Below are 20,805 nucleotides of genomic sequence, written 5' to 3' on the forward strand. Positions count from 1 at the left end.
GTCCTCCTCAGACGCTGACAGTGGTCAGCGGCATGGCCGAATCCGCGGGCAGATCGAGCCGGCTGGGCGCGACACCCGAGGCGACCAGGTGCGAGCCGAGGGCCGCCACCATCGCGCCGTTGTCCGTGCAGAGGCCCGGCCGGGGCACGCGGACCCGGATGCCGTGCCGGGCCGCCCGCTGCTCGGCCATCGCCCGCAACCGTGAGTTGGCCGCCACTCCCCCACCGATCACCAGGGTCGGCACGCCCCGGCTACGGCAGGCGTCCAGCGCCTTGTTCACCAGCACGTCGCAGACCGCCTCCTGAAAGGACGCGGCGACGTCCGCGACCGGAACCGGTTCGCCGGCCCGCTGGCGAGCCTCCACCCACCGCGCCACCGCGGTCTTCAACCCGGAGAAGGAGAAGTCGTGGCGGTGCGCGACGAGATCCTTGGCGGCGGTCAGTCCACGCGGGAAGGCGATCGCCGCCGGGTCACCGGCCCGGGCCTCCCGGTCGATGTACGGCCCACCGGGGAACGGCAGACCGAGCAGGCGGGCCACCTTGTCGAACGCCTCGCCGGCCGCATCGTCGATGGTGGCGCCCAACGGGGTCACGCCCCGGGCCAGGTCGTCGACCAGGAGCAGCGACGAATGACCACCGGAGACCAGCAGCGCGATCGCCGGTTCGGGCAGCGGACCGTGCTCCAGCGTGTCCACCGCGACGTGCGCGGCGAGATGGTTGACGCCGTAGACCGGTTTCTCCGCGGCGATCGCGTACCCCTTGGCGGCGGCCACCCCGACCAGCAGCGCCCCGGCCAGGCCCGGCCCGGCGGTGACCGCGATCGCATCCACGTCGGCGAGCGTCACCCCGGCCTCGGTGAGTGCCCGCTGCATGGTCGGCACGATGGCCTCCAGGTGCGCCCGGCTGGCCACCTCCGGCACCACCCCACCGAACCGGGCATGCTGGTCCACACTGGACGCGAGCGCGTCGGCGAGCAACGTGTGGCCGCGTACGACACCGACGCCGGTCTCGTCGCACGAGGTCTCGATGCCGAGGATCAGTGGTTCGTCAGCCATGGATTTCTCAGTCCTGGGTGCGCTGCATCACCAGCGCGTCGGTGTTGCTCGGTTGGTAGTAGCCGCGCCGTACGCCGATCGGCTCGAACCCGTACGTCGCGTAGAGCCGTTGGGCCGGGGCGTTGTCGGCGGCGACCTCCAGCAGCACGGCGCGTACGCCGAGCCGACCAGCCTCGGCGAGCAGCGCCTCCAGCAGCAGTTTGCCGATGCCCCGGCGCTGCGCCTCCCGCCGGACCGCGATGTTCTGCACCCACGCCTCGTCGGGCGGTGCGACGGCGAGCCCGGCGTAGCCGAGCACCCCGCCGTCGTCGTCGGTGACCACCCGGTAGAAATGCCCGTGGGACAACTCGTTCCAGAACATCGCCGCGGACCACTGCTCGGCACCGAAGAGATCCGCCTCGATCGGCAGCACCTCGTCGATGTGCCACCAGCGGAACCGGGCCGGCCGCAACCGGCTCACGGCAGCACCGGCTTGCGCGCGGTGGCGGCCACCGCGTCCGGTCGGCGCAGGTAGAGCGGGGTGAGCGGGTCACCCGCCGCGCCGGCCCGGATCCGCTCGGCGGCCAGGGTGGCCAGCGCGCCCGCGTCCGGATAGCGGGGTTCGGCCCGCAGCGGCAGGCCCAGCACCTCGGCGTAGCGATGGGCACCGTCACCGACGGCGGCGGTCGCGCCCAGTTCCCGGGCCCGATCGGCGGCCACCGCCGGAGCGCCGACCTCCGGCCCGAGGAGACGCTCGCCCGCGCCGTCGTAGACCGCCCAGTAGGTCTCCCGCCGGCGCGCGTCGCTCGCCGCCAGCACCGGCTCGCCGGCCGCCGCCGGGTGCCCGATCGCGTCGAGCGAGCAGACACCGTACGCGGGAATGCCGAGCACCTGCGACATGGTGGCGGCGGTGACCAGGCCCACCCGCAGCCCGGTGAACGGGCCGGGGCCGACCCCGGCGACGATCGCGTGCAGGTCGGCGGGACGGGCGTCCGCGTCGGCGAGCACCGCGTCGACCTGCGGGGCGAGCAGTTCGCCGTGCGCCCGCGCGTCGACGGTGCACCGGTGCGCCCGGGTCGTGACGCCACTCGCGGTGACCTCGACGAGCGCCGCGGTCACCGCCGGGGTCGAGCTGTCCACCACCAGTACGAGCACAATGACCCAGCCTAGCCGCATCGCCTCCGGCCCTTGAACGCCCGCCCGCCATCGCCGGCGGGTCGTAGCGCTCGGGCGCACCACGCCCATGACGATGAGCGGAGACAGGGGCCAGGCCCGTGAGCGCCTGGCCCCTGTCCGATGGATCAGTTGCGATGGATCAGTTGCGGCGGCTCCACTGCTGGTTTGCTCCACCCCAGCAGCTGTACAGCTGGATTCTCGCGCCGTTACCGCTGCCACCGGCGTCGAGGCACAACCCCGACTGCACTCCGGTGATCGTGCCGTTGGAGTTCATGTTCCACTGCTGGTTCGCACCGCCGTGGCAGTCGTAGATGATCACCGCTGTGCCGTTGCTGGTGCCCGAATTCGAGGCGTCCAGGCACTTGCCGTTCACCGTGAGCTGCCTGCTCGAGGTGTGGGTGAACCGCTGGTTCGAGCCACCCCAGCAGTCGTACAACTGGATCTGGGTACCGTTGCTGGTGCTGGAGTTCGGCACGTCCAGGCACCGGCCGGACTGCTGACCGACGATCATCTGGCCGGAACCGCCACTGGGCGGCGGGGTGGTCGGGTTGGTCGGGCCGGGGCCGGGGGTGCCGCCTTCCGAGAGGGTGATGTCCGAACTTCCCTGGCTCTGGTAACCCTCGGTGGCCATGATCTGGTAGTAGTGGTTACCGAGGTTCAGGCCAACCCGCGCCCAGGCGTCGAAGTGGTTGGCGGTGGTGATGGTCCCGCTGCTGCGCTTCTGCTGCCGGACGCTCCAGTACTGGTAGAACGTCTGGGTGCCGTCGATCGACGGGGCGTTGACCCGCTGGCTACGCAGGATGTCGTAGGTGCCACCGTCGGTGGTGATGCTGCCCAGCCGGGTGGCCCCGCTGCTCGGGTTGTAGCTGCCGAAGTTCTCGACGATGTAGTACTCCACGAGCGGGTTACGGGTCCAGCCGTACAGGGCGAGGTAGCTGTTGTTGTTACCCGGGTTGTAGCTACCCGAGTAGCTGATCGTGCGGCGGGTTCCCGGGTTCCAGCCCTTGCCACCGACCCAGTTGTTGGTGCTCCTGCTCCACGAGCTGGAGTAGCGGCCGTTCTCGCGCAACACCATGCAGGCGTCGCCGCTGTCCTTCCAGAACGAGAAGAAGAACCCGTTGTGGGTACCTTCCGTGTTCGAGCAGACCTGCCGGTCGGCCTCGGCCTGGGCGGGGCTGGCCGAGATCGCGACGGTGCCGGTGGTGGCCAACACTGCGGCGAAGGCCGCGGCAGCCAGCATCCTGATGCGGCCGCGTCGGCGACTCTTACGGTGTGTGGGGATTTCGTTCATGGTGGTGTGTTTCTCCTTCGAGGCGGGGTGCGTGCGGTCGAGGGGACGGTCACCGCACGTCGATGTCGCGCCATGGTTGTACGAATTGCCGAACTGTCGGTCGGGTGGGTGCTCCACTGCTGCTTCGCGTCGTCGCTGACCCCCCAGACTGAAGACGTAAGCCGACATCGATATTTTGATATCGTTATCGCAACTACGACGTCAGTCAAGAACCCTCGTCCGACCGGCCCCACCGACCAGCCAGGCGGGTACCACCGCCTGGTACGTGCGGACGACGTGGAGGGAGCGTACGGCGGCTCAGCCGGCCGAGCGCTCCCAGTCGATGGTGGACAGGCCGGCGTCGGCGAGGGCCTTGTTGGCGGCGCTGAACGGCCGGCTGCCGAGGAAACCACGCGGATTCATCGGGCTCGGATGGCCCGCCTCCAGCACCACGTGCTGTGGGTTGCCGACGAGCGCCGCCTTCTTGCGCGCGTACCCGCCCCAGAGGAGAAAGACCACTCGGGACTCCAGCGCGTCGAGTGCCCGGATGGTCGCGTCGGTGAACTCCTCCCAGCCCCGGTTGGCGTGCGACCCGGGGGTGCCCTGGCGCACGGTCAGCACCGAGTTGAGCAGCAGCACACCCTGCGCCGCCCAGCCGTCGAGGTTGCCGCTGCGCGGCTTCGGCATGCCCAGATCCTCGCCCAGCTCCTTGAAGACGTTGCGCAGCGACGGCGGCACCGACACCCCCTCGCGCACGCTGAAGCTGAGCCCGTGGGCCTGGCCGGCGCGGTGGTAGGGATCCTGCCCGAGGATCAACACCCGACAGGCCGACGGTGCACAGAGCCGATAGGCCGAGAACAGATCCTCTACCGGCGGGAAGACCGGGCCGGCGGCGTACTCCGCGGCGACGAACGCGCTCAACGCGGACACCCGGGCCGGGTCGAGATGAGGGGTCAGCACCGCCCGCCACTCGTCGGGGAGGAGCGCCAGCAGGTCGAGAGCAGGGGTGTCGTCGGGCATCGGCAACCTCTCACCGGTCGGATCGTCTCCGGGCACTGTAGGCAGCGGGTACGACAGCGCTCAGCCCAGGGCGGCGAGGGCCGCCAGGCGCTCCGCCCAGTCGCCGCCGACCGGCTCCAGCTCCGCCGTGCGGGTGTCGTCGTCGTGCCGGTGCAGACGGACCCGCAGATGCGCATCGGCCAGTTGCTCGACCAGTCCTTCGCCCCACTCGACCACGGTCACCGAGTCGTCGACCGAAGCGTCCAGGTCGAGGTCGTCGATCTCGGCCCGGGGGTCGCCCGCGTCACCCAACCGGTACGCGTCGGCGTGCACAAGCGACACACCTCGCCCGCTCGTCGGGTCCGGGCGGTGCACCCGGGCGATCACGAACGTCGGGGAGGTGATGTCACCGAGCACTCCCAGGCCGGCGCCGATCCCCCGGGTCAGCGCGGTCTTGCCGGCACCCAGCGGGCCGGTGAGCAGCACCAGATCGCCGGCGCGCAGCAGCCCGGCCAGCCGGCGTCCGAAGGCGTACGTGTCCGCGACCGTCGGCAGCACCACCTCGGTCACGAGTCCTCCCGCCCGCAGGTGTCGAGGAAGCGGAGCACCGCGGCGTTGACCTCGTCGGCGTGCTCCAGCATCACCACGTGACCGCTGTCGGGGATCCTGACGAACTCGGCGTGCGGCAGCCGACGGACGATCTCCTCCGAGTGGGTCAACGGTGTGATCATGTCCTTGTCTCCCACGATCACCAGCACCGGCGTGCCGGCCAACGCGGCCAGCGCCGGGAACCGGGAGTGGGTCGCCAGGGTACGCAGGTAACGGGTCACCGTGTCGGCGGAGGTGCGGGAGTTCATCTCCTCCACATACGACACCAGGGCGGGGCTCGGCTGACGGGTGCCGAAGCCGTACCTTCGGGTCAGCAACCAGGCCACGTTCGTCGTCGAGCGGCGGGCCCGGTCGATGACCGCCCCGCCGTACCGGGTGACGTTGCCCGCCATGTAGAGCACCGGCGCACCCACCCGGCCGAGCAGGGCGGGCGCGACCAGTTTCGTCTCTGCCAGCAGCCCGCCCGACGTGGCCATCAGCACGGTCCCCACCACCCGGTCGCCGAACATCTCCGGGTACAGCTCGGCCAGGGCCATGATGGTCATGCCACCCATCGAGTGACCGACGAGCACCAGTGGCCCTTCCGGGGCCGCCTCGTCGATCACCCGGCGCAGCGTACGGCCGAGCGCGGTCAGGTCGTACTCGCCGGTCTCCAGCCGCCCCGACTGGCCGTGCCCCGGTTGGTCGTACGCGACGATCCGGTGCTCACCCCGCTCGGCGAGCAGTTTGCGCTGGAAGTGGAAGGTGCCCATGTCCAGGCAGAAGCCGTGCACCAGCAGCACGGTCGGGTTGCCGTCGACCGGGCGGGTCGGCTCGACCACCTCGACGTGGATGTCGGTGCCGTCTGGCATCTCCAGCCGGTACGCCTCGTCGTACCGCTGGTCACCGAAGACCTCGTCGGCGTACGGGTCGGTGGGGTCCGACTTCAGCCGGCGGACCAGGGCGCGTTCCGTGGCGACCCCGGCGGCCAGCCCGGCGGCGGCCACCCCCAGCGCCGCACCGACCAGACCGGCGGCCTTTCCGGCGGTGGTCCGGGGCCGCGGGATCTGCCAACCGGTCATGTCCGATCGCCGTCGTAGACGCGCGGGACCCGGGTGCTGCCGAACCGGGTGACGATCTCGTAGTTGATGGTGCCGACCGCCTCGGCCCAGTCGTCGGCCGTGGGCTCACCGTCGGACCCGCTGCCGAACAGGGTCGCCACGTCGCCGGCGGCCACCGGGTCGTCGCCGCAGTCGAGCACGAACTGGTCCATGCAGACCCGCCCCGAAATGGTCCGGCGGACCCCGCCGAGCTGCACCGGTCCGCAGTTCGAGGCGTGCCGGGGCACCCCGTCGGCGTAGCCGAGCGGTACCACGGCCAGGTTGGCCTCGCGTTCGGTCGTGTAGGTGTGGCCGTAGGAGACGCCAGCACCGGCCGGCACCCGCTTGGTCAGCATCACCCGGGCGCGGGCGGTCATCGCCGGACGCAGCCCGTACGTCTCGCCCGCCACCGGGGAGAGGCCGTAGACGGCCAGCCCCGGACGGACCAGGTCGAAGTGGGTGTCCGGCCGGGTCAGCGTGGCCGCCGAGTTGGCCAGGTGCCGGTAGCGCGGGCGGAGCCCGGCCCGCTCGACCATGGCCAGCCCCTCGTGGAAGACCGCCACCTGCCGGTCCGTGGTCGGGTGACCGGGCAGGTCCGCGTAGACGAAGTGGCTCCACACCCCCACCACCTCGACAAGTCCGTCGGCCTGTGCCTTGGCGGCGGCGTCGAGCAGAGCCGGCCAGTCGGCGACCGTCGCGCCACCCCGGGCCAGCCCGGTGTCGATCTTCAGGTGCAGTCGGGCGGGTCGCCCGGCCGTCCGGCTCGCCGCCAGCATCTCGTCGAGCTGAGGCAGGCTGGCCACTCCCAGGTCGACGCCGGCGGTCACGCCGGTGTGCAGCGGCAGCCCGGGGGCGAGCAGCCAGGCCAGCACCGGGACGTCGATGCCGGCCGCGCGCAGCGTCAGCGCCTCGTCCAGGGTGCAGACGCCGAGCCAGTCCGCCCCGGCGTCGAGCGCGGCCCGGGCGGCCGGGACCATGCCGTGGCCGTAACCGTCGCCCTTCACCACCGCCATCAGTTCCGCGCTGGTGCCGGCGCGCAGCCGGTCCACGTTCTCCCGGATCGCGTCTAGGTCGACACGTACCTCGGCCTGCCACATGCCCCCACCCTACTTTCCGGGCTGATCACCCCGGCGGGTACTCAGGGCAGACGGGCCAGCACGGGACGCAGCGCGACGGCGACGTCCGGCGCGGTCACCGGGCCGCCCCGGGCCGCTTCCCGACCGGCCAGCCCGTGCAGGTACGCCGCCGCGGCGGCGGCCCGCTCCGCCGGCAGCCCGGCCGCGAGCAACGAACCGAGCAGTCCGGCGAGCACATCGCCGGTGCCACCGGTGGCCAGTGCGGGGGTGCCGGTCGGGTTGACGTACGCCCGCCCGTCCGGCGTGCCGACCACCGTGCGGTCCCCCTTGAGCAGCACCACCGCGTTCATCCAGGCGGCCAGTCGAAGCGTGGCGGCGATCCGGTCGGCGCCCGGCTCCTCCCCGCAGAGCCGGGTGAACTCCCGATCGTGCGGGGTGACCACGATCGGCGCGTCGCGTCGGCGCAGCTGGTCGGCGAGGGAACCGTCGACCAGCAGGGTCAACGCGTCGGCGTCCAGCACCACCGGCACCGGGGCGGCGAGCACGGTCCGTAGCTCGGTGGCCGCCCGCTCGTCGGTGCCCAGCCCCGACCCACACACCCACGCCTGTACCCGGCCGGCGTCGGAGACCCGGCCGGTGGCGATCACCGAGGGATGCTGGCGGACCACCTCGTCGCGGGCACCCCCGGCGTAGCGGACCAGGCCGGTCGGGCCGGCCAGCGCGCCGCCGACGGAGAGCACCGCCGCGCCCGGGTACGTCGCGGAGCCGGTGGCCACCCCGACCACCCCGCGGGTGTACTTCTCCGAGCTGGGGCCGAGCCTCGGGTACCAGTCGGCCACGTCCGACCACTCCACGACGTGCAATGCGGGGCTGCCGCGCAGCCACGGCGCCAACCCGATGTCGACAAGTTCCACGTCACCGGCCAACGCGGCGGCGGGACCGACCGCCAGGGCCGGCTTGAACGCGCCGAAGGCCACCGTCACGTCGGCGCGCACCGCATTCGGACGGCCGGACGGCGTCAACGGCACCGCCCCGGTGTCCACCGCTACGCCGCTGGGCACGTCCACCGCCACGACCGTCGCCCGCTCGCCGTCCCGTCCCCGGTGCCGCAGCAGACTCGCCGCCAACTGCTCGGCGGTCTCCCGCAGGCCACCGCGACCGCCGATGCCGACGATCCCGTCGAGCACCACGTCGACCACGGCCGGCGGTCGCGTCACGATCCGTCCCCCGGCGGCACGGAGCGCGGCCAGCCCTTCGCCGTGCGCCCGATCCGGGGTGAGCAGCAACGCCGACACGGCGGCACCGCGCCGGGCCAGCCGGGCGCCCGCGTACAGGGTGTCACCGCCGTTGTCGCCGGAGCCGACGAGCAGCAGCACCGGCGCGGCGTACACCCCGCCCCGCTCGGCGAGCAGCAGCGCGCAGCGGCGGGCCAGCCCGGCGGCGGCGCGTTGCATCAGCGTGCCGGGCGGCACCGTGGCCATCAGCGCGGCCTCCGCCGCGCGTACGTCCGCGACCCGCCAGACCGGTCTCATGCCGCACCCCGTTTCCCGATCACCCGGCCAACCCTACCGGCGTGGAGGCGGCAAGATAGCCGTCGGCGGCGTGCCCGGCAACACCTGTGGACAAACCGGAGGTACGCCCACCGCCGGCTGTCCACAGGGCACGGCCACCGGCCCCACCACCGCCTAGCGTCTGCCTCGTGCTGACGTCAGGCGGGAGGAACGATGGCCGAGGAGAAGCTGGCCGTACGGCCGGAACTGCTGCACCGGGTCGGGCGGTCGCTGGGTGACACCGGCTACCGGCTGGCGCACGGGTTGGCCGCCGGGCGAGGGCTGGCCGCACCGGTCCGGGGGGAATGGTCGACGGCGGGGGCGCTCGCCGGCCTGGAGGCGGCCGTGCACGCCTGGTGCGGCCGGCTCGGTGCCCGGGTCGCGGAGACCGGCGACGGGGTGCGCGCCGCCGCCGGGGCGTACGAGTCGGTGGACGCCAGGGCCGCCGCCCGCCTCTCCGCCCTGCCCCGATGAGCGCACCGGGGCCTGTCGGTTACGCCCGGCTCTCCATGGTCGACCCGGCGGCGTGGCGGGCCACCGGATCGGCCTGGGCGAGTCTGGCCGGGGTGGCCGAGCGGCGGGCCGGTGAGCTCGTCGACGGCAGCGCCGCCCTGCGCACCGGCTGGTCCGGCAGTGCCGCCGAGTCGGCCGGTGCCCGGCTGACCGGGCTGCGCGACGAGCTGGTCGCGCTGGTACCGGCCGCGATCGAGACCGATCAGGTGCTCGCCGAGTTCGCCACCCGGTTGGTGGCCGCCCGCGCTCGGCTGACGGCGGCCGTGACGTTGGCCGCCGCCAGCGGTGTGCTGATCGACCGCCGGGGTGGCGTACGCCCCGATCCCACCCGGCTGCCGTCCGACCGCACCGGCGCGACGGTGGCCCAGGTGGCCACGGTCCTGCGGGAGGCCCTCGACCTGGCCGCCACGGCCGACGGGGAGGCCACGACGCGGCTGGCGCGGCTGACCGAGGCCGCCGGTAGCGGCTGGACGGCCCGGCCACCGTCGTACCGGCCACCGCCGAACGCCGAGCCGGCTCTGGTGCGGCGCTGGTGGGCCGGGCTGACCCCGGCCGAGCGTCGCTGGTTGGTGGTGCACGAGCCGGAGCTGACCGGCCGGCTCGACGGGGTGCCCGCCGATGCCCGTGACCAGGCCAACCGGCTACTGCTCGCGGCCCGGCGAGCGGCGCTTGTCGAACGGTGGGAGCAGTTGCTGGCCCGGGTGCCGCGCGGCCCGCTGGAAGTGGCCGGGCTGCGAAGCGCCGAGGCCGCGCTGTCCGGGCTGGACGCGCTCGTCGCCCGGCTGGAGTCCCCCCAGCAGCCACGGGCGTACCTGCTGGGCCTGGACGTCGGTGGCGAGGGGCGGGCGGTGGTGGCGCTGGGCAACCCCGACCGGGCCACGGATGTGCTCACCTACGTACCCGGGATGACCGCCGGGCTCGACGACGCCACCGGCGAGTTGGGCCGGGCGGCCCGGGTGCTGGCCCGGGGTGCCGAGCTGGCACCGGCTGCGCAGACCTCGGCGGTGCTCTGGCTGGGTTACGACGCCCCGGATTTCCTGCACGAGGCGGCCTGGGACGGGCAGGCCCGCGCGGCCGGGGAGGCGCTGCACCGGTTCCAGGAGGGTCTCCGGGCCACCCACGACGGCCCGCCGGCCCGGCAGACCGTGCTCGGGCACAGCTACGGGTCGCTGGTGGTGGGCACCGCTGCTCGCGACCACGGCCTCGCCGCCGACGCGCTGGTCTTCGTCGGCTCACCCGGCGTCGGCGTGACGCACGCGGCCGACCTGGGGTTGCCACCCGGGCAGGTGTGGGCCAGCACCGCACCGGACGACGTGATCCGGCTGACCCGCCCGCCGGACGAACTGGCCCGGCGGGCGGTGCTCGGTGCCTCGCCGGTCGGCACCATCGCCGGCTGGCTGGCCGGGCCGAGCGACGAACTGTGGTTCGGGCACGACCCGGCCGAGCCGGGCTTCGGCGGCCGCACCTTCCCCAGCGGCAGGTACGGCCACACCGGCTACTGGCATCCGGACAATCCGGCGCTGGACGGCATGGCCCGGGTGATGCTGGGGCGCTGAGGTCGGTACCGGCGGCCGGGTCGACCGCCGGTTGCCGCCCGGCGGCTACTCCACGGTGACGGACTTGGCCAGGTTGCGCGGCTGGTCGACGTCGTGTCCCCGGGCAGCGGCGATCTCGGCCGCGAACACCTGCAACGGCACGGTGGTCACCAGCGGTGCGAGCAGCGTCGGCGTACGCGGCACGTGGATCAGGTGATCGGCGTAGCGGACCACCGATTCGTCGCCCTCCTCGGCGATGACGATGGTGCGGGCGCCCCGCGCGCGTACCTCCTGGATGTTCGAGACGACCTTGTCGTGCAGCATGCCCCGGCCCACCGGAGAGGGGACGATGCAGATCACCGGGGTGCCCTTGTCGATGAGCGAGATCGGGCCGTGCTTCAGCTCCCCCGCGGCGAAGCCCTCGGCGTGCATGTACGCCAACTCCTTGAGCTTCAGCGCGCCCTCCAGCGCCACCGGGTAGCCGACGTGCCGGCCGATGAACAGCACCGTCGACTCGGCGCGCAGCTCGCGGGCCAGCTCGCGGACCGGCTCGATCCGCCCGAGCAGCTCGCGCAGCTTGTCCGGCACCCGGTGGAGCTGCTCGACCACAGCCGCCACCTCGTCGGCGTACTTGACGCCGCGCACCTGCGCCAGGTGCAGCCCGATCAGGTAGCAGGCGATCACCTGGGTGAGGAACGCCTTGGTGGAGGCGACGGCGATCTCCGGGCCGCCGTGGGTGTAGAGCACCGCGTCGGACTCCCGGGGGATGGTGGAGCCGTTGGTGTTGCAGATGGCCAGCACCCGGGCCTTCTGCTCCTTGGCGTGCCGCAGCGCCATCAGGGTGTCCATTGTCTCGCCGGACTGCGAGATCACCACGATCAGGGTGGACCGGTCCAGCACCGGGTCGCGGTAGCGGAACTCGCTGGCCAGCTCCACCTCGCAGGGAATCCGGGTCCAGTGCTCGATGGCGTACTTGGCCACCATCCCGGCGTGGTAGGAGGTGCCGCAGGCGACGATGAAGATCTTGTCGACGTCGCGCAGATCCTGGTCGCTGAGGCGGACCTCGTCGAGCATGATCTCGCCGCTCTCGGTCAACCGTCCGAGCAGCGTGTCGGCGACGGCCTGCGGCTGCTCCTCGATCTCCTTGAGCATGAACCAGTCGTAGCCGCCCTTCTCGGCGGCCGAGGAGTCCCAGTCGATGTGGAAGTCCTTGCCGCTGGCCGGCTGCCCCTCGAAGTCGGTGATCTCGATGCTCTCGGCGGTGATCAGCACGATCTGGTCCTGACCCAGCTCGACCGCGTCCCGGGTGTGTTCGATGAACGCGGCGACGTCGCTGGCGAGGTAGTTCTCTCCGTCGCCGCGGCCCACGACCAGGGGTGAGTTGCGGCGTGCGCCGACCACCGCGCCGGGGATCGCCGAGTCGACGGCGAGCAGCGTGAAGGCGCCCTCCAGTCGCTGGCAGACCACCCGCATGGCCGCGGTCAGCAGTTGCGGCCCGTCCGGCTGGCCCGCCGCCCGCAGCTCGGTCAGGGCTGCGGAGAGCAGGTGGGCGGCGCACTCGGTGTCGGTGTCGCTGGTGAAGGTGACGCCCTCGTCCTCCAGCTCGGCTCGGAGCTTGGCGAAGTTCTCGATGATGCCGTTGTGGATCACCGCGACCCGCCCGTCGGGGGACAGGTGCGGGTGGGCGTTGCGGTCGGTGGGGCCGCCGTGGGTGGCCCATCGGGTGTGTCCGATGCCGGTGGTGCCGTCGCCGATGCCGATCGGGCTGGCGCCGCAGCCGGCCGGATCCTCGGCCGCCCGCTCGGAGAGCACCTTCTCCAGGTTGGCCAGCTTGCCGGCCTTCTTCTCGGTCAGCAGCGCCCCGTCGCAGACGACGGCGACGCCGGCCGAGTCGTAGCCGCGGTATTCCAGCCGCCGCAATCCGTCGAGCACGATGCCGAGCGCCGGTCGGGCGCCGGCGTAACCCACGATTCCACACATGGCTCGGAGCCTAACCAGTTTCGCTCACGTTGTCTGCTTGAAACCGGGGTAAACAATCACTGAATTTGAGCGATCTGGCGATGGTGGCGATCGGAGCGACAAAGCACGCGCTCGGGTGGCGGGCGGTTCGGCTCGTCGCACCCGTACCCTGACGGGCGTGACGAGCAGCGATGTCGACCCGCTGGTGGCCCGGATGCGCCCGTTCGGGACGACGATCTTCGCCGAGATGTCCGCCCTCGCGGTGCGTACCGGCGCGGTGAACCTCGGGCAGGGTTTCCCGGACACCGACGGCCCGCCCGAGATGCTCGCCGCCGCGGCGGAGGCCCTGGCCGCCGGCCGCAACCAGTACCCGCCCGGCCCTGGCGTCCCCGAACTACGGGCGGCGGTGGCCGCGCACCAGCGCCGCTTCTGGGGGCTGGAGTACGACCCGGACGGCGAGGTGGTGGTGACCGCCGGTGCCACCGAAGCCATCGCCGCGGCCATCCTCGCCCTCTGCGAACCCGGCGACGAGGTGGTCTGCTTCGAGCCCTACTACGACTCGTACGCCGCCTCGATCGCCCTGGCCGGTGCGATCCGGCGACCGGTGACGCTCCGCCCGGACACCGACGGGCGGTACACCTTCGATCCGGCGGAGCTACGGGCCGCGTTCGGCGCGCGTACCCGGCTGGTGCTGCTGAACTCTCCGCACAACCCGACCGGCAAGGTGTTCACGTCGGACGAGCTGACCCTGATCGCGCAGCTGTGCCAGGAGCACGACACGTACGCGGTCACCGACGAGGTGTACGAACACCTGGCCTTCACCGACGCCGCCAGCGGGCACCTGCCGCTGGCCACGCTGCCCGGGATGCGCGAGCGCACCCTGCGGATCTCCTCGGCCGGCAAGACCTTCTCCTGCACCGGCTGGAAGGTGGGTTGGGCCAGCGGGCCGGAGACGCTGGTGTCGGCGCTGCTGCGGGTCAAACAGTTCCTCACCTACGTCAACGCCGGGCCCCTGCAACCAGCGGTGGCGGTGGCGCTCGCGCTGCCCGACGACTACTTCACCGCCTTCCGGGCCGACCTACAGGCCCGCCGTGACCAACTGGTCGACGGGCTGACCGCGGCCGGGTTCGACGTGCTCACCCCCGAGGGCACGTACTTCGTCACCGCCGACATCACCGACCTCGGCGGCACCGACGGGGTCGACTTCTGCCGCGCGCTGCCCGAGCGCTCCGGCGTGGTGGCGGTGCCCACCCAGGTCTTCTACGACGATCCCGAGGCCGGCCGGCGGCTGATCCGGTTCGCCTTCTGCAAACGCCAGGAGGTGCTGGCCGAGGCGGTGACCCGGCTGCGCCGGCTGCCCGAGTTCCGATGATCGAAGTCGGGTCAACCCGGCGCGTAGGCAGTCCCGGCGTCCGCCGGCACAGCGTGCGGTGACCGTGCGGCCCGGGCCCGTCGACGCGCCGCCGACCAGGCCAGCACCATCGCGACGAGGAAGAGTACGGGCGCGAGCTGAGCCAGCTCGGCGGCGGACCGGATGTCGTCGGTGACCGCGAGGAAGCGGGCACGCTCGGCCGCGTCCTGCCATTCCTCAGGGTCCAGCCCGAGGTAATCGTGCATGAGGACGAGCGCGAAGGCCGCCGGCACCGTCACCAGCAGCAGGGGCAGCCGGCCCCGGGTCGACCGGCGTAGCGCGGCCCACCAGGTCAGGGCGGCGAACGCGAGCGTGCCGACCATGGTGAGCACCGACGCGGTGCCGAAGGTGGGCCACCAGACGTTGCGCCGGTCCAGTTCGTCAGCGGTCGCGCCGTACACGGTCAACCAGGGCAGAGCCAGGCCGGCGAGCAGCGCCAAGGAGCCGGCCGCGGCGGTGACGATCCGGCCGGAGCCCGGCCACCAACTGGTCAGCACCACGATGGCGAGGGCCGAGACGGCGAGCACCGCGAACGTCAGACCGGGACTGTCGTAGCCGTACGAGATGGACCCGTAGTCCCCGTCCAGCATCGGCGCCAGCCGGCGGACGACCTCGGCCCAGCGGGCAGCTGCCTCGTCCGGTCCTGAGGAGAGGTGGTAGGCGGCGCCGACCAGGACCGTCGACATGGCCAGCAGCGCGCCGCCCGCCGCGACAGCTGCGGCCCGCCCCGCGGTGCCCGGCAGCACCGCCGAGGCAACTGCCAGCAGCACCAGCGGCACCAGCACGAGCAGGTACGCCCATCCCCAACCGTCGATCTCGGTAACCGCGAGCCCGGCGGTCGAATCCTGATGGACGAGCGAGTCACCCCTGGTGCGGCCCAGCACCCTGAGGGTCACCTCGGACCACGGTGCCGCCACGGAGCCGACAGCCAGCCCCAGCGCAACCACGATCATGAGCAGGCGACCCCAGTGAGCCCCGATCCAGCTCTGTGGTGCGCTGGACGGGGCCTCGGCCAGCGGCTGGCCGGCGGGCTGCCCGAGGGAACCAGGAGAACCTGGGTGGGACACAGTCACCCCCGAAGATGTGGCGTCCGCCCGTACGGCGGCCGGCGGTCATCGTCCCACGGCACGCTACACAGTAGGGGGACGCGGGTGCGGCCTCGGCCGAGCCGATCGCAGCCGGCGGTGTGGGTCAGGCCGGACTGGCGGTACGGACGTGGTCGGCGATCCGCTCGGCGACCTCACGGGCCTTCTGCTCGGTGGCGGCCTCGACCATCACCCGGACCAGCGGCTCGGTACCCGACGGGCGCAGCAGCACGCGGCCGGTCTCACCCAGCTCGGCCTCGGCCCGCTCGACCTCGGCGCGTACCGCCGGTGCGGCGGCGCCGACGGTACGGTCGCCGACCGGCACGTTGATCAGCACCTGGGGAAGCTTGTTGACCACGCTGGCGAGGTCCGCCAGGGAGCGGCCGGTGGCCGCCATCCGGGCCATCAGGTGCAGCCCGGTGAGGACCCCGTCACCTGTGGTCGCGTACGCCGGCATCACGATGTGTCCGCTCTGCTCGCCGCCGAGGGCCAGCCCGGAGGCGCGCAGCTCCTCCAGCACGTACCGGTCGCCGACCTTGGTCTCGACCAGCCGGATGCCCGCCGCGGACATGGCCAGGCGCAGACCGAGGTTGCTCATCACGGTGGCGACCAGGGTGTCCCCGGTCAGCGTGCCGGCCTCTCGCATGGCCAGCGCCAGGATCGCCATCACCTGGTCGCCGTCGACCTCGTCGCCGTCGGCGGTCACGGCCACGCACCGGTCGGCGTCGCCGTCGTGCGCGATGCCGAGTTGCGCCCCGTGCTCCACCACCGCCTGGCGCAGCGCCTCGATGTGGTTGGAGCCGCACTCGTCGTTGATGTTGAGCCCGTCCGGCTCGGCGTTGATCGCGATGACCTCGGCACCGGCCTCGCGGTAGACCGCCGGGGCCACCTCGGCGGCGGCGCCGTTGGCGCAGTCGACCACGACCTTGATCCCGTCGAGGCGGTGCGCCGCGGTTCCGGCGACGTGCTGCACGTAGTGGTTCGCGCCGTCGAGCAGGTCGTGTACCCGGCCCACTCCCGCGCCGACCGGGCGCTTCCAGGCGGTGGTGGCGTTGGCCTCGATCGCCGCCTCGATCCGCATCTCGATCTCGTCGGGCAGCTTGTGCCCACCGGCCGCGAACAGCTTGATCCCGTTGTCCGGCATCGGGTTGTGCGAGGCCGACAGCATCACGCCGAGATCCGCCTTGGCCTCTGCGGTGAGGAACGCCACCGCCGGGGTGGGCAGCACACCCACCCGGATCACCGTCGCGCCCGCGCTGGTCAGCCCGGCCACCACGGCAGCCTCAAGCATCTCGCCGCTGGCCCGGGTGTCCCGACCCACCACGGCCAGGGGGGCGCGGCCACGGTCCGACTCGGCGAGGGTGTGGGCGGCCGCGACGGCCACCGAGAGCGCCAACTCCGGGGTGAGATCGGCGTTCGCCCGCCCGCGTACGCCGTCCGTGCCGAACAACCGGCCCATACCCACCAACCTCCGATGAACTGCCGATAGAGGAAAAACGCCTTGTCGTGAGGCGACGAAACGGCCGGCCCACCTCCCCCTGTCGAGGGGAGGCGAACCGGCCGTCCGTCAGAAGTACAAGGTGCGGCTGGAGATCAGCGCTTCGAGTACTGGGGAGCCTTACGGGCCTTCTTGAGGCCGTACTTCTTGCTCTCCTTGACCCGGGCGTCCCGGGTCAGGAAGCCGGCCTTCTTCAGGGCCGGGCGGTCGTCGGGCTCGCTGACGATCAGCGCCCGAGCGATGGCCAGCCGCAGCGCACCGGCCTGGCCGGTGGTGCCACCGCCACGCAGGTTGGCGATGACGTCGAACGCCTCGGGCTTCTCGGCGGTCACCAGCGGATCCTTGATCAGCTGCTGGTGCACCTTGCTCGGGAAGTACGCCTCCAGGTCACGCCCGTTGCAGGTGATCTTGCCGGTGCCCGGCACGATGCGCACCCGGACGATGGCCTCCTTGCGCCGACCCACGGTCTGGATCGGGCGGTCACCACGAGGCGCGCGCGCGACGGGCGCCGGCGCCTCGGTGGCCTCAGGGGCGACCTCGGTGGCGGTGATGTCGGTCATGCTGCTTCCTTCGCCCGCGCTCACTGCGCGATCTGCTTGATCTCGAACGGCACCGGCTGCTGCGCGCCGTGCGGGTGCTCGGCACCGGCGTAGACCTTCAGCTTCTTGATCAGCTGACGGCCGAGCTTGTTGTGCGGGAGCATCCCCTTCACCGCCAGCTCGATGGCCCGCTCGGGGCGCTTGGCCAGCAGCTCCTCGTAGCCGACCTGCTTCAGGCCACCCGGGTAACCGGAGTGCCGGTAAGCGATCTTCTGCTGGCGCTTGTTGCCGGTCAGCGCTACCTTGCCCGCGTTCACGACGACGACGAAGTCGCCCGTGTCGACGTGCGGCGCGAAAGTCGGCTTGTGCTTGCCCCGCAGCAGCGTGGCGGCGTGGGTGGCCAGGCGGCCCAGCACGACATCAGAGGCGTCGATGACGTGCCACTGACGCTCGATCTCACCCGGCTTCGGGCTGTACGTACGCACAGGTCTACCTTGTCTCGTCGTCGGTCTGGGGTAGCGCGCCGAGGTGACCAGGACATCCCAGCCGGACCAGCGCGCACGAACGACCAAGCGTACCTCAGGCGGCACGCCCACAGATGTCGTACAACAGCAGGCAACGATACCCGCAGCCCCGCCGGCCGGTCAAAACGGGGTCCGGCCGGCGAGGCTGAGCGGGTTCCTACATGACGGTCGTCACACCCCGGCGCGGGCCATCCGGCTGCCGGGACGCAGGTACGCCGCCCAGGTGACCACCAGCAGCACCAGGAAGAATCCCACGTAGAAGCGCAACGCCGGCTGGATGCCTCCGTAGGTCGACCGGGCCCAGGCGTAGCAGATCGGCACCAGGAATCCGCCGAAGGCGCCGACCGCGGAGATGATGCCCAGGGCACCGGCGGCCTGCCGGCGCATCGCCAGCATCACCTCCGGCGCGCCGCCCCGCTCCTCACCCTTGATCTGAAAGATCCTGCTGATCATGCGGTAGGTCGAGCCGTTGCCGACGCCGGTGGCCACGAAGAGCAGCAGGAAGGCCACGAAGAACAGGCCCATGTTGCGCTGCTCGACCGACCAGAGTGCGCCCAGGGCACCGACCGCCATCAACACGAAGCTGGCCACCGTGACCCGGGCCCCACCGACGACGTCGGAGAGGCGGCCACCGAACGGCCGGCAGAGCGAGCCCACTCCCGCACCGAGGAACGCCCAGGCCAACGCGACGTCCGGCCGACCGAACACCGAGTTGAGCAGGGTGGGAAAGGCAGCCGAGTAGCCGATGAACGAGCCGAAGGTGCCGATGTACAGCAGCGACATGATCCAGGTGTCGCGGTGCCGCAGCGACGACCAGACCGGCCGCACGTCGGCCTTCGCCTCGACCAGGTTGTCCATGAACAGGTACGCGCAGACGGCGGCGATCACCGCCAGCGGGATGTACATCAGACCGGCCCGGGCCAGCGCGAGCCCGCCGCCCAGCACGATCACCTGGGGCACCACGAACTGCACGACGGCCACCCCGATGTTGCCGCCGGCGGCATTGAGCCCCAACGCCCATCCCTTCTCCCGCTCCGGGTAGAAGAACGAGATGTTGGCCATGCTGGAGGCGAAGTTGCCGCCACCGAATCCGGCCGTGGCGGCGATCAGCAGCAGCGACACGAAGCCGATCTCCGGGTGCTCGACCGCCCAGGCCAGTCCGGCGCAGGGCACGATCAGCAGCAACGCCGAGATGACGGTCCAGTTGCGGCCGCCGAAAACCGGCACGGCGAAGGTGTACGGCAGTCGCAGCAGGGCGCCGACTCCGCTGGGCACGGCGGTCAACCAGAGTGCCTGGCTGGTGGTGAGCTGCCACCCGGAGTCGCCGAGCCGGACGACGACGATGCTCCAGAGCAGCCACACCGAGAAGCCGATGTGCTCGGCGAAGATCGACCAGATGAGGTTGCGTCGGGCGACGCCGCGGCCGGTCCGCTGCCAGAAGGCGGGATCCTCCGGTGCCCAGTGCCCGATCCACCGACCTGGTCGGCGATCCAGGCTCTCCTCTTCGATTACCGTCGGCTGCTCGCTCGTGGTGGTCATGCCGCAGAAGTTAGGGAGCCGCCGTTACCGCGGCGTTCGCCGTTCGGGTCAGATCGGCAACGTGGATCGCACCACCGTTCGACGGCGGCGGTGAGGAGCGCGTCGGCTCAGAGCTGCTGAAGGATACGCAACGCCCGGTCCACCCGCCGTATCGTCTCCGCGTCGGCGACGTCCACGCACTCGGTGAACCACTTCTTCATCGGCGAGGAGATCCGGTCGGGCATCACCACCCGCTCCCCCATCGACACCGCCAGTGGTGAGTCGCGCAGCAGCGCCGCCTCCACCACCTCGGCCACGATCACGATGGGCACCGCCGTCGAGTTGTAGACATCGGAACTGATCACCAGGCCGAGGCGCTCCCGGGCCCCCTCGATCCGCCAGACCTCGCCCCTACGCAGCACGCGGCGGACCGCCGAAGAGCAGGTCGTCGACCATACCGACCTCCTGGGCATCGGCCAGCGAGGCGGATTCCAGATCCAGCCCGGCCCGCCCGACCGCGGCGGCGTGCGCGGCGAAGACCTCGCGCAGCGCCTTCTCCCGGGCCGCCTGGTCCATCCAGGCTGAGAGCGAGAGCCCCTCCTGCTTGGCGAACCGCCGGGCATCCGCGATCGTCTCGTCGGCGAACGACAGAGTCACCTTGGCTGTCATACCGGCAGACTACCCGCCGGTATGACTTCCAGTCATCCCCGACCACCGATCACGGCGAAACGCCACGCCTTGAAGAAGCAGTCGACGTCCGCCAGGCCCGCCTCGGTCAACCAACGGCACTGTTCCGCCACCGGGGCGGGGCGGTCGTAGGCCATCCGCTGCTCGGCTGCGGCGATCTCGGCGGCGTCGGCGCCGAGCGCCGCGACCTGTGCCAGCCACACTTCGTGGTAGCGCCGGTCCAGCTCAGGGGTCGGACCGGCTACCTGTTCGGCGTTGACGAAGACTCCGCCGGGCACCAGCGCCGCAGCCGCCCGGCGGTAGAGGTCGCGTTTGGCGGAGTCGTCGAGGTGGTGGATCGCCAACGCGCTGACCACCGCGTCGTACCGCCCGGCGGGCAGCGGGTCAGCCAGGTCGGCCACCACCACCCGGTGCGCGACGCCCCGGCCGGTCAACTGCTCGGCGGCGAGGGCCAGCATCTGCGGCGCGCCGTCCACCAGGGTCAGCCGCACGCCGGGCACGACGGCGGAGATCAGCGACGACAGCAGGCCGGTCCCGGCGCCCAGATCGAGCACCTCGGCCGTACGCCCGGCCGCCAGGGCGGCGCGCAACGGCGGCGCGGCCACCTCGACGGCGGTGGTGTAGAACGCGTCGAAGCAGGGCACGAGCCTGCGGCGGGCGGCATCGTAGCCATCCGCCACCGCGTCGAACGCCTCGGCCACACCCATGACGACCTCCCATATTTCAGGATATCTATCCCACATT

General features: G+C 72.0%; 21 protein-coding genes. 3 read left to right on the forward strand and 18 right to left on the reverse strand.

All coding sequences use genetic code 11. The features are described 5' to 3' along the window. Positions 1-7: 7 nt before the first annotated feature. From tsaD to ACN26Z_RS27350, 9 genes are all read right to left on the reverse strand, one after another. Positions 8-1,054, reverse strand: coding sequence for a tRNA (adenosine(37)-N6)-threonylcarbamoyltransferase complex transferase subunit TsaD (gene tsaD, locus ACN26Z_RS27310; RefSeq protein ID WP_210936597.1), 1,047 nt, complete (start codon positions 1,052-1,054; stop codon positions 8-10). 7 nt (positions 1,055-1,061) lie between these two features. Next, on the reverse strand, positions 1,062-1,505 hold the full coding sequence (rimI, locus tag ACN26Z_RS27315; RefSeq protein ID WP_093405449.1) for a ribosomal protein S18-alanine N-acetyltransferase: 444 nt from the start codon (positions 1,503-1,505) through the stop codon (positions 1,062-1,064). 5 nt (positions 1,506-1,510) lie between these two features. After that, on the reverse strand, positions 1,511-2,188 hold the full coding sequence (tsaB, locus tag ACN26Z_RS27320) for a tRNA (adenosine(37)-N6)-threonylcarbamoyltransferase complex dimerization subunit type 1 TsaB (protein WP_421464011.1): 678 nt from the start codon (positions 2,186-2,188) through the stop codon (positions 1,511-1,513). A 160-nt stretch (positions 2,189-2,348) separates the two neighbouring features. Continuing rightward, positions 2,349-3,500, reverse strand: a complete 1,152-nt coding sequence (locus ACN26Z_RS27325) for a glycoside hydrolase family 11 protein (RefSeq protein ID WP_396884795.1) — start codon at positions 3,498-3,500, stop codon at positions 2,349-2,351. Between the two features lie 297 nt (positions 3,501-3,797). Continuing rightward, positions 3,798-4,499 (reverse strand): uracil-DNA glycosylase, encoded by a 702-nt coding sequence (gene ung, locus ACN26Z_RS27330; protein WP_093411429.1) that lies wholly within the window; start codon positions 4,497-4,499, stop codon positions 3,798-3,800. A 60-nt stretch (positions 4,500-4,559) separates the two neighbouring features. Further along, positions 4,560-5,039: a tRNA (adenosine(37)-N6)-threonylcarbamoyltransferase complex ATPase subunit type 1 TsaE gene (gene tsaE / locus ACN26Z_RS27335; protein ID WP_093411481.1), complete on the reverse strand. Its 480-nt coding sequence runs from the start codon at positions 5,037-5,039 to the stop codon at positions 4,560-4,562. Between the two features lie 5 nt (positions 5,040-5,044). After that, positions 5,045-6,148 (reverse strand): alpha/beta fold hydrolase, encoded by a 1,104-nt coding sequence (locus ACN26Z_RS27340; RefSeq protein WP_282236864.1) that lies wholly within the window; start codon positions 6,146-6,148, stop codon positions 5,045-5,047. Next, the gene (alr, locus tag ACN26Z_RS27345) at positions 6,145-7,263 is read right to left on the reverse strand and encodes an alanine racemase (RefSeq protein WP_093411434.1); all 1,119 of its coding nucleotides are present in this window, start codon (positions 7,261-7,263) and stop codon (positions 6,145-6,147) included. Before alr ends, ACN26Z_RS27340 begins: the two co-directional genes overlap by 4 nt. Before the next feature lie 41 nt (positions 7,264-7,304). Then, positions 7,305-8,774, reverse strand: a complete 1,470-nt coding sequence (locus tag ACN26Z_RS27350) for an NAD(P)H-hydrate dehydratase (RefSeq protein ID WP_421464015.1) — start codon at positions 8,772-8,774, stop codon at positions 7,305-7,307. A 192-nt stretch (positions 8,775-8,966) separates the two neighbouring features. Here ACN26Z_RS27350 and ACN26Z_RS27355 point away from each other — a divergent pair, with 192 nt between their 5' ends. Continuing rightward, the gene (locus ACN26Z_RS27355) at positions 8,967-9,266 is read left to right on the forward strand and encodes a type VII secretion target (RefSeq protein ID WP_282236861.1); all 300 of its coding nucleotides are present in this window, start codon (positions 8,967-8,969) and stop codon (positions 9,264-9,266) included. Further along, positions 9,263-10,861, forward strand: coding sequence for an alpha/beta hydrolase (locus tag ACN26Z_RS27360; protein WP_282236860.1), 1,599 nt, complete (start codon positions 9,263-9,265; stop codon positions 10,859-10,861). The genes ACN26Z_RS27355 and ACN26Z_RS27360 overlap by 4 nt, the downstream gene beginning before the upstream one ends. 45 nt (positions 10,862-10,906) lie before the next feature. Here the strand turns inward: ACN26Z_RS27360 and glmS are convergent, their stop codons facing one another. After that, positions 10,907-12,820, reverse strand: coding sequence for a glutamine--fructose-6-phosphate transaminase (isomerizing) (gene glmS / locus ACN26Z_RS27365; protein WP_093411444.1), 1,914 nt, complete (start codon positions 12,818-12,820; stop codon positions 10,907-10,909). Positions 12,821-12,977: 157 nt separating this feature from the next. On the opposite strand from glmS, the gene ACN26Z_RS27370 reads away from it, so the two are divergent. Continuing rightward, entirely contained in the window at positions 12,978-14,171 is a 1,194-nt protein-coding gene (locus tag ACN26Z_RS27370; RefSeq protein ID WP_421464017.1) for a pyridoxal phosphate-dependent aminotransferase, read from the forward strand. Between the two features lie 11 nt (positions 14,172-14,182). On the opposite strand, the gene ACN26Z_RS27375 is transcribed toward ACN26Z_RS27370, so the two are convergent. The 8 genes from ACN26Z_RS27375 to ACN26Z_RS27410 all read right to left on the reverse strand — a co-directional run bounded on the left by ACN26Z_RS27375 (position 14,183) and on the right by ACN26Z_RS27410 (position 20,768). Continuing rightward, the gene (locus tag ACN26Z_RS27375) at positions 14,183-15,163 is read right to left on the reverse strand and encodes a hypothetical protein (RefSeq protein WP_421464019.1); all 981 of its coding nucleotides are present in this window, start codon (positions 15,161-15,163) and stop codon (positions 14,183-14,185) included. Between the two features lie 238 nt (positions 15,164-15,401). Next, positions 15,402-16,754: a phosphoglucosamine mutase gene (glmM, locus tag ACN26Z_RS27380; protein ID WP_282236857.1), complete on the reverse strand. Its 1,353-nt coding sequence runs from the start codon at positions 16,752-16,754 to the stop codon at positions 15,402-15,404. 134 nt (positions 16,755-16,888) lie between these two features. Next, entirely contained in the window at positions 16,889-17,353 is a 465-nt protein-coding gene (gene rpsI / locus ACN26Z_RS27385) for a 30S ribosomal protein S9 (protein ID WP_018784602.1), read from the reverse strand. A 20-nt stretch (positions 17,354-17,373) separates the two neighbouring features. Then, complete coding sequence (gene rplM, locus ACN26Z_RS27390) at positions 17,374-17,817, reverse strand: 50S ribosomal protein L13 (protein ID WP_093411456.1); 444 nt, start codon at positions 17,815-17,817, stop codon at positions 17,374-17,376. 210 nt (positions 17,818-18,027) lie between these two features. Beyond that, positions 18,028-19,395, reverse strand: a complete 1,368-nt coding sequence (locus ACN26Z_RS27395; RefSeq protein ID WP_093411458.1) for a NarK family nitrate/nitrite MFS transporter — start codon at positions 19,393-19,395, stop codon at positions 18,028-18,030. Between the two features lie 107 nt (positions 19,396-19,502). Continuing rightward, positions 19,503-19,847, reverse strand: coding sequence for a type II toxin-antitoxin system PemK/MazF family toxin (locus ACN26Z_RS27400; protein WP_282236856.1), 345 nt, complete (start codon positions 19,845-19,847; stop codon positions 19,503-19,505). Beyond that, positions 19,786-20,043: a DUF6364 family protein gene (locus ACN26Z_RS27405; RefSeq protein WP_093411463.1), complete on the reverse strand. Its 258-nt coding sequence runs from the start codon at positions 20,041-20,043 to the stop codon at positions 19,786-19,788. Before ACN26Z_RS27405 ends, ACN26Z_RS27400 begins: the two co-directional genes overlap by 62 nt. 32 nt (positions 20,044-20,075) lie before the next feature. Next, positions 20,076-20,768 carry a class I SAM-dependent methyltransferase gene (locus tag ACN26Z_RS27410; protein ID WP_421464023.1) on the reverse strand — a complete coding sequence of 231 codons (693 nt, stop codon included), beginning with the start codon at positions 20,766-20,768 and terminating at the stop codon, positions 20,076-20,078. Between the last annotated feature and the right edge of the window lie 37 nt (positions 20,769-20,805).

Source organism: Verrucosispora sp. WMMD703, assembly GCF_049178935.1.
Lineage (GTDB): Bacteria > Actinomycetota > Actinomycetes > Mycobacteriales > Micromonosporaceae > Micromonospora > Micromonospora sediminimaris.

What these genes read in the sequence shown, in the direction of transcription:
- ACN26Z_RS27405 (WP_093411463.1), bottom strand. Translation starts at nt 20,043, where the DNA reads ATGACAGCCAAGGTGACTCTGTCGTTCGCCGACGAGACGATCGCGGAT.
- ACN26Z_RS27395 (WP_093411458.1), bottom strand. Translation starts at nt 19,395, where the DNA reads ATGACCACCACGAGCGAGCAGCCGACGGTAATCGAAGAGGAGAGCCTG.
- ACN26Z_RS27400 (WP_282236856.1), bottom strand. Translation starts at nt 19,847, where the DNA reads ATGCCCAGGAGGTCGGTATGGTCGACGACCTGCTCTTCGGCGGTCCGC.
- ACN26Z_RS27350 (WP_421464015.1), bottom strand. Translation starts at nt 8,774, where the DNA reads ATGAGACCGGTCTGGCGGGTCGCGGACGTACGCGCGGCGGAGGCCGCG.
- ung (WP_093411429.1), bottom strand. Translation starts at nt 4,499, where the DNA reads ATGCCCGACGACACCCCTGCTCTCGACCTGCTGGCGCTCCTCCCCGAC.
- alr (WP_093411434.1), bottom strand. Translation starts at nt 7,263, where the DNA reads ATGTGGCAGGCCGAGGTACGTGTCGACCTAGACGCGATCCGGGAGAAC.
- glmS (WP_093411444.1), bottom strand. Translation starts at nt 12,820, where the DNA reads ATGTGTGGAATCGTGGGTTACGCCGGCGCCCGACCGGCGCTCGGCATC.
- rpsI (WP_018784602.1), bottom strand. Translation starts at nt 17,353, where the DNA reads ATGACCGACATCACCGCCACCGAGGTCGCCCCTGAGGCCACCGAGGCG.
- ACN26Z_RS27410 (WP_421464023.1), bottom strand. Translation starts at nt 20,768, where the DNA reads ATGGGTGTGGCCGAGGCGTTCGACGCGGTGGCGGATGGCTACGATGCC.
- glmM (WP_282236857.1), bottom strand. Translation starts at nt 16,754, where the DNA reads ATGGGCCGGTTGTTCGGCACGGACGGCGTACGCGGGCGGGCGAACGCC.
- ACN26Z_RS27375 (WP_421464019.1), bottom strand. Translation starts at nt 15,163, where the DNA reads ATGATCGTGGTTGCGCTGGGGCTGGCTGTCGGCTCCGTGGCGGCACCG.
- ACN26Z_RS27340 (WP_282236864.1), bottom strand. Translation starts at nt 6,148, where the DNA reads ATGACCGGTTGGCAGATCCCGCGGCCCCGGACCACCGCCGGAAAGGCC.
- ACN26Z_RS27355 (WP_282236861.1), top strand. Translation starts at nt 8,967, where the DNA reads ATGGCCGAGGAGAAGCTGGCCGTACGGCCGGAACTGCTGCACCGGGTC.
- tsaD (WP_210936597.1), bottom strand. Translation starts at nt 1,054, where the DNA reads ATGGCTGACGAACCACTGATCCTCGGCATCGAGACCTCGTGCGACGAG.
- ACN26Z_RS27360 (WP_282236860.1), top strand. Translation starts at nt 9,263, where the DNA reads ATGAGCGCACCGGGGCCTGTCGGTTACGCCCGGCTCTCCATGGTCGAC.
- ACN26Z_RS27325 (WP_396884795.1), bottom strand. Translation starts at nt 3,500, where the DNA reads ATGAACGAAATCCCCACACACCGTAAGAGTCGCCGACGCGGCCGCATC.